The sequence below is a fragment of the Vibrio neptunius genome, from assembly GCA_019339365.1.
Lineage (GTDB): Bacteria > Pseudomonadota > Gammaproteobacteria > Enterobacterales > Vibrionaceae > Vibrio > Vibrio neptunius.
In genome coordinates, this window is the sequence record CP079859.1 from 1,044,913 (window position 1) to 1,059,023 (window position 14,111).

Annotated in this window: 7 protein-coding genes and 2 pseudogenes; all 9 read left to right on the forward strand. The window is 45.0% G+C overall.

Translation table 11 applies throughout. The features are described 5' to 3' along the window. The first annotated feature begins 60 nt into the window (after positions 1-60). The 9 genes and pseudogenes from KW548_05000 to carB all read left to right on the forward strand — a co-directional run bounded on the left by KW548_05000 (position 61) and on the right by carB (position 14,035). On the forward strand, positions 61-843 hold the full coding sequence (locus tag KW548_05000; protein QXX07384.1) for a cell division protein FtsQ/DivIB: 783 nt from the start codon (positions 61-63) through the stop codon (positions 841-843). Then, complete coding sequence (gene ftsA / locus KW548_05005) at positions 836-2,098, forward strand: cell division protein FtsA (GenBank protein QXX07385.1); 1,263 nt, start codon at positions 836-838, stop codon at positions 2,096-2,098. The genes KW548_05000 and ftsA overlap by 8 nt, the downstream gene beginning before the upstream one ends. Before the next feature lie 30 nt (positions 2,099-2,128). Continuing rightward, positions 2,129-3,364: a cell division protein FtsZ gene (gene ftsZ / locus KW548_05010; protein QXX07386.1), complete on the forward strand. Its 1,236-nt coding sequence runs from the start codon at positions 2,129-2,131 to the stop codon at positions 3,362-3,364. Positions 3,365-3,464: 100 nt separating this feature from the next. Continuing rightward, positions 3,465-4,382: a UDP-3-O-acyl-N-acetylglucosamine deacetylase gene (gene lpxC, locus KW548_05015; protein QXX07387.1), complete on the forward strand. Its 918-nt coding sequence runs from the start codon at positions 3,465-3,467 to the stop codon at positions 4,380-4,382. A gap of 407 nt (positions 4,383-4,789) precedes the next feature. Continuing rightward, positions 4,790-7,520 (forward strand): annotated as a pseudogene (gene secA, locus KW548_05020) (preprotein translocase subunit SecA). Between the two features lie 253 nt (positions 7,521-7,773). Next, positions 7,774-8,178 carry an 8-oxo-dGTP diphosphatase MutT gene (gene mutT, locus KW548_05025; GenBank protein ID QXX07388.1) on the forward strand — a complete coding sequence of 135 codons (405 nt, stop codon included), beginning with the start codon at positions 7,774-7,776 and terminating at the stop codon, positions 8,176-8,178. A gap of 123 nt (positions 8,179-8,301) precedes the next feature. Continuing rightward, complete coding sequence (gene dapB / locus KW548_05030) at positions 8,302-9,111, forward strand: 4-hydroxy-tetrahydrodipicolinate reductase (GenBank protein ID QXX07389.1); 810 nt, start codon at positions 8,302-8,304, stop codon at positions 9,109-9,111. A gap of 535 nt (positions 9,112-9,646) precedes the next feature. Beyond that, a complete protein-coding gene (gene carA, locus KW548_05035) occupies positions 9,647-10,786 on the forward strand; it encodes a glutamine-hydrolyzing carbamoyl-phosphate synthase small subunit (GenBank protein ID QXX07390.1) in 1,140 nt (379 codons plus the stop codon). Between the two features lie 16 nt (positions 10,787-10,802). After that, positions 10,803-14,035, forward strand: a pseudogene (carB, locus tag KW548_05040) (carbamoyl-phosphate synthase large subunit). The last annotated feature ends 76 nt before the right edge of the window (positions 14,036-14,111 follow it).

Here is a 14,111-nt window from a genome sequence, read left to right on the forward strand (position 1 = left end):
CTTTTTTACGAAAAATGAGATAGGGATTAGAGTTGCGAACTGATAGTAGGGACAGCGGACTTGATTGAAAGTGCTGTGAATGAAGGCCGTCGTTTTACTGACTCACCACGAGTGAAAAAGCACACCTTTGGCGGTGCATTTTTGCTGGTGGTTTTGATGTTGATAGGGTCTACCCTTTATGCCACGTTATCTTGGATGTGGGATGATAAGCGTCTACCTTTATCTCACATCGTTTTAGAGGGGGATTTGAAATACGTTTCCCCTCTCGACGTTCAGCGCGCGTTCGCTAGGTTACAGCATGTCGGTACTTTTATGTCACAAGATGTGAAAGTACTTCAGGATACGGTTGAGGCTATTCCTTGGGTTTCGCATGCATCGATTCGTAAACAGTGGCCAGATACTGTAAAAGTTTTTCTGACCGAGTATAAAGCGGTCGCTATCTGGAATGGTAATGAGCTGCTCAATAGTCGGGGGTTGGTATTTAATGGAGATATTGGCAAGTTAGAGGAAGAGCGAGTTAAGCTCTATGGCCCCATAGGCACGAACCAAGAAGTCTTGGATATATGGCAACAAATCAATCCTCAATTTGCAGTATTAAACCTAAAAATCTCTTCGTTATTACTGAATGAACGCCGTGCATGGCAGATTATCCTTGATAACGGTATCAGGCTAGAACTAGGTAAAGAATCTTTAGAAGAGAGGGTGGAAAGATTCCTCTCTTTGTACAAAAACTTAGGTAGTGACTCCCAAAGAGTCAGTTATATTGACCTCAGGTATGATACGGGAGCTTCCGTTGGGTGGTTCCCTGAGCAAGATTTAGAACAAGAGAGCACAGATGACTAAGACCGCTGATGACAACATTATTGTTGGTCTTGATATAGGTACTGCAACCGTATCGGCTCTGGTTGGAGAAGTACTGCCTGATGGTCAGATAAACATAATCGGTGCAGGTAGTAGTCCATCGCGCGGAATGGACAAGGGTGGCGTCAACGATCTTGAATCCGTTGTGAAGTCTGTCCAGAGAGCGGTTGATCAAGCTGAACTGATGGCCGAATGCCAAATCAGTCATGTATTTATTTCTATCTCTGGTAGACATATTGCTAGCCGTATAGAAAAAGGCATGGGAACTATTTCTGACGAAGAAGTTTCTCAAGAAGATATGGACCGTGCGATTCATACTGCTAAATCTATCAAAATAGGTGACGAACAGCGCATTCTGCATGTAATTCCACAAGAATTTACGATTGATTACCAAGAAGGGATTAAAAATCCGCTAGGTTTATCAGGAGTAAGGATGGAAGTGAGCGTGCATTTGATCTCCTGCCACAATGACATGGCAAGAAACATTATCAAAGCTGTTGAACGTTGCGGTTTGAAAGTTGAGCATCTGGTTTATTCTGGTTTAGCAGCGAGTAATGCTGTGATCACTGAAGATGAACGTGAACTGGGTGTTTGCGTTGTCGATATCGGTGCTGGCACTATGGATGTATCGATTTGGACTGGTGGTGCCCTGAGGCATACGGAAGTCTTTTCCTATGCAGGCAATGCTGTAACAAGCGATATTGCCTTTGCTTTTGGTACGCCAGTCAGTGATGCTGAAGAAATAAAAGTGAAATATGGCTGTGCTCTCAGTGAGCTGGTCAGCAAGGATGACACGGTTAACGTTCCTAGTGTGGGAGGTCGACCATCGCGCAGTTTACAAAGACAAACTTTGTCTGAGGTGATTGAACCTCGTTATACTGAGTTGATGGGATTGGTTAACCAAACTATCGATACTGTTCAGGAGAAGCTGCGTGAAGAAGGGATTAAACATCACCTTGCAGCTGGTGTGGTACTGACTGGTGGTGCTGCACAGATTGAAGGGTTGGTAGAGTGTGCGGAACGCGTATTCCGCAATCAAGTGCGAGTCGGCAAGCCTCTTGAGGTTAGTGGGCTAACAGATTATGTAAAAGAGCCGTATCACTCGACGGCGGTGGGTTTACTTCATTATGCAAGAGACAGCCAAATCAATGACGATGCAGAATACAATGAGCCGAAACGCCAATCTGTAACGACATTATTTGGACGCTTGCGTAACTGGATACAAAAAGAATTTTAACCTGAGCAGCAGGATAAACGGAGATAACACATGTTTGAACCGATGATGGAAATGTCTGACGACGCAGTAATTAAAGTCGTTGGGGTTGGTGGCGGTGGTGGTAATGCCGTTGAACACATGGTACGTGAATCCATCGAAGGCGTGGAGTTCATTAGCATCAACACTGATGCGCAAGCGCTTCGTAAAACAAGCGTGAATAGCGTAATCCAGATTGGTGGTGACATGACCAAAGGTCTGGGTGCAGGCGCTAACCCTCAGGTTGGGCGTGACGCTGCTCTCGAAGATCGAGATAGAATTAAAGAAGAGCTCGATGGTGCCGATATGGTATTTATCGCAGCTGGCATGGGTGGCGGTACAGGTACAGGAGCTGCTCCAGTGATTGCAGAAGTCGCAAAAGAGCTGGGTATTCTTACTGTCGCTGTTGTCACTAAGCCATTTAGCTTTGAAGGCAAAAAGCGTTTGGCTTTTGCTGAGCAAGGAATTGAAGAGCTGTCTAAACATGTAGACTCATTAATTACAATTCCAAACGAAAAGCTACTCAAAGTCTTGGGCCGTGGCATCACTCTACTTGAAGCTTTTGCTAGCGCGAATGACGTACTTAAGAATGCAGTACAAGGTATTGCAGAACTTATTACTCGTCCGGGCATGATTAACGTCGACTTTGCAGATGTTCGAACTGTGATGTCGGAAATGGGTCATGCGATGATGGGTAGCGGCGTTGCCAAAGGTGAAGATCGTGCTGAAGAAGCGGCTGAGATGGCTATCTCAAGTCCACTTCTGGAAGATATCGATCTCGCTGGTGCTCGTGGTGTTCTTGTTAACATTACAGCTGGTCTTGATATGCGTCTGGATGAGTTTGAAACAGTGGGTAACACGGTTAAAGCATTTGCTTCAGATAATGCTACAGTTGTTATTGGTACTTCGTTAGATCCTGATATGGCTGATGAAATTCGCGTAACTGTTGTTGCTACTGGTATTGGCACAGAGAAAAAGCCTGATATCACTTTGGTGGCCGGTGGAAAAACGAAAGTTTCTTCTGTCGCACAACCACAAACACAACCAGCTGCACCTACTCAGCAGCCAGCTGTCAATAAAGTGGAAGAAAAACCGGCACCAAGTTTGCAAGAGAAACCTCAGGTGACTCCTCAGCCGACAAGTTCTGCTCCTTCGAGCTCAGGTGCTGGTCAACAAAGTGCCGCCCCTAAAGCTGATAAGGACACTGGTTATCTTGATATTCCAGCATTCTTACGTCGTCAGGCTGACTAAAATTAAGTCATAATTTGACACTGTTCAAAATTATGGTACGATTCGCGGTCAATATTACTCATTGACCGCGTTTTGTAGCAATTAGTACTGAGGCAAGCAGATGATCAGACAACGTACTCTGAAAGAAATAGTGAAAACAACTGGTGTGGGACTCCACTCTGGTCGCAAAGTGACACTTACTCTTCGCCCAGCGGCTGCAAACACAGGTATTATCTACCGTCGTACAGATGTTAATCCACCTGTCGATTTTCCAGCAGATCCAGAATCAGTTCGTGATACCATGCTTTGTACCGCTTTGGTTAATGACGAAGGCGTACGCATTTCAACAGTTGAACACTTAAATGCTGCACTTGCAGGTATGGGCATCGATAATATTATCGTTGAGGTTGATGCGCCAGAGATTCCAATCATGGATGGCAGTGCCAGTCCTTTTGTGTTTTTGCTGCAACAAGCTGGTATTGAAGAACAGAACGCACCTAAGCGTTTTATTCGTATCAAGAAACCTGTGCGCTTTGAAGATGACGATAAATGGGCAGAGTTTGTACCTTTCAATGGTTTCCGTATGGATTTCGAGATTGAGTTCAACCACCCAGCAATTGAATCAGATGAACAACATTTATTGTTTGATTTTTCATCACAAGGCTTTGTCAAAGATATATCTCGTGCACGCACCTTCGGTTTTATGCGCGACATTGAATACTTACAATCTCAAAACCTATGTTTAGGTGGAAGCTTTGATTGTGCCATCGTATTAGACGAATACCGTATTCTTAATGAAGAAGGTCTGCGATTCGAAAACGAATTTGTCACTCATAAAGTATTGGATGCTATTGGTGACCTTTACATGTGTGGCCACCCAATCATTGGTGAGTTCCGTGCGTTTAAATCTGGCCATGGTTTAAACAACCAACTATTACGTTCTGTTCTAGCAGATCAAGAAGCGTGGGAGTGGGTAACGTTTGAAGAAGAAGCAGTTTCACCAGTCGCTTTCGCGCAACCAAGCATGGTTGTAGCGTAAAAAGCAAAAAATTTGAAAAACCAGGCGAAAGCCTGGTTTTTTTGTTTTTGTCGTTTGCCGCATGGCAAAGATCTGCCAACGGTTCAAAAGATCTTGCCGATCAATTTAAATCTTTAGGTCCAATAAATAAATTTATTCGGTTTACTGGGCATATTTTAATCTCAGAGGATAAACATCCATCATATAACGAACAAAAATAAAGAATGCTTCAAACAAATCACCTTGTTATTGGTCGTTAGAGGCAAAATTCCTTAAACTAACCGCCACTTAAGCCTTGAAATCTATAGTTCTCATCACAATATCTGAGTAAAGTGATTTATCTCAGTATTCTTAGTTCAAAACTGTTAGAGACTGAAGGCACAGAATGTAGATCGGGCCCGATCTAAGTAAAGAGAGATGCATAGCAAATGATAACTAAGCTACTGACAAAAGTAATTGGCAGTCGCAACGACCGCACGTTACGTCGCCTTAGAAAAATTGTAAAAAGAAATTAATAACTATGAACCAACCTTCGAAGCGCTTTCTGATGAAGAATTGAAAGCCAAAACGGTTGAGTTCCGCCAGCGTCTTGAACAGGGTGAAACCTTAGATAAACTGCTGCCAGAAGCGTTTGCGACAGTACGTGAAGCATCAAAGCGTGTTTATGGTATGCGTCACTTCGACGTCCAGCTTATTGGTGGTATGGTACTGAATGCTGGTCAGATTGCTGAAATGCGCACCGGTGAAGGTAAAACACTGACAGCGACATTACCTGCTTATCTTAATGCTCTTGCAGGAAAGGGTGTGCACGTTGTTACCGTCAACGACTACCTAGCAAAGCGTGATGCAGAAACAAACCGTCCTCTCTTCGAATTTCTTGGGATGACCGTTGGCGTCAATGTGCCAAATATGCCTCCACAAGAAAAGAAACAAGCTTACTTAGCGGATATTCTATACGGAACCAACAATGAGTTTGGTTTTGACTACCTGCGTGACAACATGGCCTTCCGTCCCGAAGACCGCGTTCAACGTGCTCGGTTCTTTGCAGTAGTGGATGAAGTAGATTCGATTCTTATTGATGAAGCACGTACGCCATTGATCATCTCTGGTCCTGCAGAAGATAGTTCTGAACTGTACACGCGTATTAACACACTTATTCCAAATCTTCAGAAACAAGATCAGGAAGATTCAGAAGAGTATCGTGGTGATGGCCATTACACCGTCGATGAAAAATCGAAGCAGGTCCATCTGACAGAGACGGGTCAGGAGTTTGTTGAAGAACTGATGATCAAGAATGGCTTAATGGAAGAAGGAGATACACTTTACTCTCCGGCGAACATTAGCCTGTTGCATCACGTTAATGCGGCTCTGCGTGCCCATGTTCTGTTTGAAAAGAACGTAGACTACATCGTCAATGAAGATGGCGAGGTGGTGATCGTTGATGAACATACTGGCCGTACAATGCCTGGCCGTCGTTGGTCTGAAGGTCTTCACCAAGCTGTTGAAGCCAAAGAAGGTGTGAAGATCCAGAACGAAAACCAAACGCTCGCATCTATTACATTCCAGAATTTCTTCCGTTTATACGAAAAGTTATCAGGTATGACGGGTACTGCGGATACTGAAGCGTTTGAATTTCAGTCTATTTATGGCCTAGAAACGGTTGTGATCCCAACCAACAAACCCATGATTCGTAACGATATGCCGGATGTGGTTTATCGTACTGAAGCAGACAAATTCAATGCGATTATTGAAGATATTAAAGAGCGCGTTGCTAAAGGTCAGCCTTCTCTAGTAGGTACAGTTTCTATTGAAAAGTCTGAACTGCTGTCTAATGCGCTGAAAAAAGCGAAGATCAAACATAACGTTTTGAATGCAAAATTTCACGAACGTGAAGCAGAAATTGTTGCTGAAGCAGGAACCCCTGGCGCGGTGACAATCGCCACTAACATGGCTGGTCGTGGTACTGATATTGTGTTAGGCGGAAGCTGGCAGGCGAAAGTGGATTCAATGCAGAATCCAACACAAGAGCAAATCGAAACGATTAAAGCAGAGTGGAAAGAAGTACACGACAAAGTTCTTGAAGCTGGCGGTCTGCACATCATTGGTACTGAACGTCACGAGTCCCGTCGTATTGATAACCAGCTACGAGGTCGTTCGGGTCGTCAGGGAGATGCAGGTTCTTCGCGTTTCTATTTATCGATGGAAGACTCCCTATTACGTATCTTCACCTCAGATCGCATGGCTAGTCTTATCCAAAGTGGTATGGAAGAAGGTGAGGCGATTGAATCTAAGATGCTATCTCGCTCCATTGAAAAAGCGCAACGTAAAGTCGAAGGTCGTAACTTCGACATTCGTAAACAGCTACTTGAATACGATGATGTGGCGAACGATCAGCGTAAAGTGGTTTATGAGCTTCGTGATGAACTGATGAGTATTGAAGACATCAGTGAAATGATTGAGCAAAATCGAGCTGATGTGATCAGTGCTATTATCGACGAATACATTCCACCACAATCTCTGGAAGATATGTGGGATGTAGAAGGCCTTCAAGAGCGTCTGAAGAACGATTTTGATTTGGATGCGCCGGTCAAACAGTGGCTTGAAGAAGACGATAAGTTATACGAAGAAGCGTTACGTGAGAAGATCCTTGAAACTTCTGTTGCCGTTTATAAAGAGAAAGAAGCGGTGGTGGGTGAGCAGGTTCTACGTAACTTTGAAAAATCCGTTATGCTACAAACGCTGGATACGCTTTGGAAAGAGCATTTGGCGGCAATGGATCACTTGCGTCAAGGTATCCACCTACGTGGTTATGCTCAGAAAAACCCGAAGCAAGAGTACAAACGTGAGTCGTTTGAGTTGTTTGAAGGTCTTCTAGATGCGCTTAAATCAGACGTCATTACCATACTGTCTAAAGTGCGAGTTCAACAGCAGGAAGAAGTTGAGCGTATGGAAGCGCAGCGCCGTGCCCAAGCAGAAGAAGCGGCTCGTCGTGCTCAAGCTCAGCATGCATCTGCTGAAAATCAACTTTCCGACGAAGAAAACCATGATGGTGCACATCAGCCAACGGTTCGTGAAGAACGCAAAGTTGGCCGAAATGAGCCATGCCCATGTGGTAGCGGTAAGAAGTACAAGCAATGTCACGGTCAAATTAATAGCTAATTTGAAATCGTACATGAAAAGTAAAGAGTCGCTTAAGCGGCTCTTTTTATATGCGAATTTAATTAGTTATCTCGATATTAAGAAGAAAAGTCGTCATTCCCTATAGCGAAGAATGAGCGTCGTAGGGAATCTCGCTGATAATTTGGCTTAGGATTGTTGTGGTATGAGCTCCCCAATTCAGTCGTTCCTCCTTCTTGAGGATGACGCGATACTGACTAGATTATCTAAGCGTTTTATTTAGGAACATTATCATATGAAAAGAATTCACATCGTAGCAGCAATCATCTTCAATCAAGATAAGTCACAAGTCTTTATCACCAAACGGCCAGATGATAAACATAAGGGGGGCTTCTGGGAGTTTCCTGGTGGTAAAGTGGAGTTAGGTGAAACCATAGAAGACGCTATTGTTCGGGAACTCGAAGAAGAAGTCGGTATTAAGGTGACAGAGCAGAGTCTATTCGAACATCTTGAATATGACTACCCAGAAAAGTCGCTCAAGTTTGATTTCATTAGTGTGACCAGATTCGAGAACACTCCGTATGGTAAAGAAGGTCAACAAGGCGTTTGGGTACCAATAACTGAGCTTACTCACTATGCATTCCCGGAAGCTAACATACCCATTTTACATCGAGTGATGAACGAATTTGCACAGAGGTAGGTAAGTGTCGTTCGTTTTGATAAAAATTTTGTGATGAAAGATCATCCGGATCTAGCCAGCAATGGTTAATGTTGGTAGTTTTAATCTACTAAGCACATTTAATGATAATAATGGAGAGGTGCAATGGTACGTATTGCAATTGCAGGAGCTGCTGGTCGTATGGGCCGAAACTTAGTTAAAGCCACTTACTTGAACCAACAGGCTCAAGTAGGTGCAGGCTCCGAGAGACCAGAGTCATCTTTAGTCGGCGTAGATATTGGGGAGCTGTGTGGTGAAGGAAAGTTTGACATTGTAGTGACCGATAATTTGGCAAAAGATATTAATAACTTTGATGTGATAGTCGACTTTACTGCCCCTTCAAGCACCCTTGCTAACCTTGAGTTATGTAAGCAACACGCAAAGGGTATTATTATTGGTACGACAGGCTTTACCGAGCAAGAACGTGAACAAATTGACGCATTTGCTCGGCATGTACCTGTGGTCATGGCGCCTAACTACTCTGTGGGAGTAAACCTAGTTTTTAAGCTCCTCGAAAAAGCCGCCAAGGTAATGGGCGATTATTGCGATATTGAAATTGTAGAAGCACACCATCGTCATAAAGTAGATGCGCCATCAGGTACTGCAATTGGTATGGGAGAAGCGATTGCTGATGCGATGGGGAATAAGCTAAGTGATGTGGCGGTCTACGCTCGTGAAGGTATCACAGGTGAGCGTACTAAAGATGAAATTGGCTTCGCGACCATCCGCGCTGGTGACATCATTGGTGAGCATACAGCCATGTTTGCTGATATTGGCGAACGTGTGGAAGTGACCCATAAAGCTACAGATCGCATGACTTTCGCTAATGGTGCAATTAAGGCAGCAGTTTGGCTTAATGAGAAGCCAGCGGGTTTTTACACTATGACCGATGTATTGGGTCTAAACGAGCTTTAGTTTGAAGGGAATTATCCTGCATCTTAGTATTAAAGTGAAGCTAGAAACTGAAAGTAAATAATTATGCGCTGGGCTTGCCCGGCGCTTTTTGTATCTGGTTTAAATTAGTAATCCAATAAACAAGTTGATGTATGATATCTGCATCTAAGTTTACTGTCGTTTTTGGTTGTTTGTGTGTTGATTTTTGCTTAGTTGCTTAAAAGTTATGGTAACTGTGTGTTGTTCAACGTTTGCGCTAAGGTGATAATAAAAACTGTGATCTCAGATATGTTGAAAATACTCCATTTCAGAAATCGTTCACCTTATCTCCTTGTTAGTGGGACTAAACTGTATATTTTAGCCATCTAAAAACATTTTTGGTTTTAACTGCTCTAAATATTAAATTTATTTTCGTGTCTCTGTTGACACTTCTTTATCGCCTCATTAGAATACCGCCAATTTGTCTAAATAACCTGAGAACGCGTTTTTATTGCGTGAAGGAAGGCAAGTTTGCAGTTTAATTTATTATTTTTGCATTTTTATTCTGGAGGTTGTCTTGAGTAAATCAGCACTGTTAGTCCTAGAAGATGGGACAGTGTTCCGCGGAGTTTCCATTGGAGCAGATGGGTCGTCCGTTGGTGAAGTTGTTTTTAATACCTCGATGACGGGGTACCAAGAAATCCTCACTGATCCTTCCTATTCCCAACAAATCGTCACCCTTACTTATCCTCACATAGGCAATACCGGAACCAATTCCGAAGACGAAGAATCCTCTTCCATTCATGCACAAGGCCTTGTGATTCGCGATCTTCCTCTCATCGCTTCTAACTTTCGTAACGAACAATCCCTTTCTGATTACCTTAAATCGCAAAACATCGTTGGCATCGCTGATATTGATACGCGCAAGCTGACTCGCATTCTGCGTGAAAAAGGCGCACAAAACGGTTGTATCGTTGCGGGTAACAACTTAGACGAGGCTCTAGCGCTGGCTAAAGCAAAAGAATTCCCTGGCCTAAAAGGTATGGACCTTGCGAAAGAAGTTACTACAAAAGAAGCGTATCAATGGAAACAAGGTTCGTGGACGCTCGAGGGTGGACTTCCTGAAGCGCAAGACGACAGCGAGTTGCCATATCACGTTGTTGCCTACGACTTCGGAGCGAAACGTAACATCCTGCGCATGCTGGTTGACCGAGGCTGCCGCCTAACGGTTGTACCTGCTGAAACCAGTGCAGAAGAAGTATTGGCTCTAAACCCAGATGGCGTATTCCTATCGAACGGCCCTGGTGACCCAGAACCATGTACTTACGCAATCGAAGCGACCAAAGTGTTCTTGGATAAAGGTTTGCCAATCTTTGGTATCTGTTTAGGTCACCAAATCCTTGCGTTAGCGTCTGGTGCGCAAACCGTTAAGATGAAATTTGGTCACCACGGTGCTAACCACCCAGTTAAAGACCTAGATCGTAATGTTGTGATGATTACTTCTCAGAACCACGGTTTTGCTGCTGATGAAGCAACATTGCCTGAGAACCTACGTGCAACTCACGTGTCACTATTTGATGGATCTCTACAAGGTATCCACCGTACAGATAAGCCAGCATTTAGCTTCCAAGGTCACCCTGAAGCAAGCCCTGGTCCACACGACGCAGCACCATTATTTGACCACTTTATCGAACTAATCAAACAACACAGCGCTTAATTCGGAGTAGTAGAGAATGCCAAAACGTACTGACTTAAAAAGTATTCTAATTCTAGGTGCAGGCCCGATTGTTATCGGTCAGGCATGTGAGTTTGACTACTCTGGTGCTCAAGCATGTAAAGCACTGCGCGAAGAGGGTTATCGAGTTATCCTTGTAAACTCTAACCCTGCAACCATCATGACTGACCCAGATATGGCGGATGCCACTTACATCGAACCAATCCAGTGGGAAGTGGTTCGCAAGATCATAGAGAAAGAGCGCCCTGATGCAGTACTACCTACTATGGGTGGCCAGACTGCACTTAACTGTGCTCTAGACCTTGAGAAGCACGGCGTACTTGCAGAGTTCGGCGTAGAAATGATTGGTGCAACCGCTGACGCTATCGACAAAGCAGAAGACCGTTCTCGTTTCGATAAAGCGATGAAGTCTATCGGCCTTGAGTGTCCTCGTGCGGATACGGCTAAGACGATGGAAGAAGCTTACAAAGTTCTCGATATGGTCGGCTTCCCATGTATCATCCGTCCGTCATTCACTATGGGGGGACTGGTGGTGGTATCGCTTACAACAAAGAAGAATTCGAAGAGATCTGTCGTCGTGGTTTGGACCTGTCGCCAACCAACGAGCTTCTCATCGATGAATCACTCATCGGTTGGAAAGAGTATGAAATGGAAGTGGTTCGTGACAAAGCGGACAACTGTATCATCGTATGTTCTATCGAAAACTTCGACCCAATGGGTATCCACACTGGTGACTCAATCACAGTGGCACCAGCCCAAACGCTGACTGACAAAGAGTACCAGTTGATGCGTAATGCATCTCTAGCGGTACTGCGCGAAATCGGTGTTGAGACAGGTGGTTCAAACGTACAGTTTGGTATTAACCCGAAAGATGGCCGTATGGTTATCATCGAGATGAACCCACGTGTATCTCGTTCTTCTGCTCTTGCTTCTAAAGCAACAGGTTTCCCAATCGCTAAGATTGCAGCGAAACTGGCCGTTGGCTTCACTCTTGATGAGCTACAAAACGACATCACTGGTGGTGCGACTCCGGCATCATTCGAACCAACAATCGACTACGTAGTAACTAAGATCCCTCGCTTTAACTTCGAGAAATTTGCCGGCGCTAACGACCGTCTGACAACCCAGATGAAGTCAGTGGGTGAGGTTATGGCTATCGGCCGTAACCAACAAGAATCTCTACAAAAAGCGCTTCGTGGCCTTGAAGTTGGTGCTAACGGTTTTGACGAAATGGTTGATCTGGATGCGCCTGACGCACTAACAACCATTCGTCATGAACTAAAAGAAGCTGGCGCTGAGCGTATCTGGTACATCGCAGACGCATTCCGTGCTGGTATGTCAGTCGATGGCGTATTCAATCTAACGGCAATTGACCGTTGGTTCCTAGTTCAGATTGAAGAACTGGTTAATCTGGAAAACCAAGTTAAGGCAGGCGGTTTTGCTGGCTTGACTGAAGATGTGCTACGTAAGATGAAGCGTAAAGGTTTCTCTGATGCTCGTCTCTCTTCAATTCTTGGTGTCTCTGAGAACGAAATTCGTCGCCTGCGTGACCAGTACGACATTCACCCAGTGTACAAGCGCGTTGATACTTGTGCGGCTGAGTTCTCTTCTGATACGGCTTACATGTACTCATCTTATGATGAAGAGTGTGAAGCGCAGCCGACAGACAAAGACAAGATCATGGTTCTTGGTGGTGGTCCAAACCGTATCGGCCAAGGTATTGAATTTGACTACTGTTGTGTACACGCTTCACTAGCTCTACGTGAAGATGGTTACGAAACTATCATGGTTAACTGTAACCCAGAGACAGTTTCTACTGACTATGACACGTCAGATCGTCTGTACTTCGAACCAGTCACACTTGAAGACGTGCTTTCAATCGTACGTGTCGAGAAGCCAAAAGGCGTTATCGTTCAGTACGGTGGTCAGACTCCACTTAAACTGGCTCGAGCTCTAGAAGCGGCAGGTGTACCAATCATTGGTACCAGCCCAGATGCCATCGACCGCGCTGAAGACCGCGAGCGTTTCCAAGCTGCCGTTGACCGCCTAGGTCTTCTACAGCCAGAAAACGCGACAGTAACGACAATCGAGCAAGCGGTTGAGAAATCGAAAGAAATTGGCTTCCCGTTGGTTGTGCGTCCTTCATACGTACTTGGTGGTCGCGCAATGGAAATCGTCTACGACGAGCAAGACCTACGTCGCTACTTTAACGAAGCGGTGAGCGTATCGAACGAGTCACCAGTGCTTCTCGACCGTTTCCTAGACGACGCCACTGAAGTTGATATCGATGCTATCTGTGACGGTGAGCGCGTCGTTATCGGCGGTATCATGGAGCACATCGAGCAAGCGGGTGTTCACTCTGGTGACTCGGCATGTTCACTCCCTGCTTACACGCTAAGTCAGGAAATCCAGGATAAGATGCGTGAGCAAGTAGAGAAACTCGCTTTCGAACTTGGTGTACGCGGTCTGATGAACACTCAGTTTGCTGTTAAAGAAAACGAAGTTTACCTAATCGAAGTAAACCCTCGTGCTGCTCGTACCGTACCATTCGTATCTAAAGCAACAGGTGCTCCACTAGCGAAAATCGCTGCACGTGTGATGGCGGGTCAATCTCTAGAGTCTCAGGGCTTTACTAAAGAGATTATTCCTCCTTACTACTCAGTGAAAGAAGTAGTACTTCCGTTCAACAAGTTCCCTGGTGTTGACCCACTGTTAGGTCCAGAAATGCGCTCTACTGGTGAGGTAATGGGTGTAGGTGCAACGTTTGCAGAAGCTTACGCGAAAGCAGAACTTGGTTGTGGCGCAGTTTACCCAGAAGGTGGTCGTGCGCTGCTGTCAGTTCGTGAAGGCGACAAGCAGCGTGTGGTAGACCTGGCATCTAAGCTAACTAAACTTGGTTACCAACTGGATGCAACGCACGGTACAGCAGTTATCCTAGGCGAAGCAGGTATCAACCCGCGTCTAGTGAACAAGGTACACGAAGGTCGTCCACATATTCTTGACCGTATCAAGAACAACGAGTACACCTACATCGTCAACACCGCGGCAGGTCGTCAAGCGATTGAGGATTCAAAAGTACTACGTCGTGGCGCATTGGCTGAGAAAGTGAACTACACAACGACACTGAATGCAGCGTTTGCAGTGTGTATGGCACATACGGCTGACGCTAAAACGTCAGTGACTTCAGTTCAAGAGCTGCACGCTAAAGTGGCACAGAACGAAGCGCAATAAAAACCAGTAGGCTCGCAACAGAGCCTATATGACAACCTCGTTGCCCGCTCTTTTGAGCGGGCTTTTTTATGCGGTG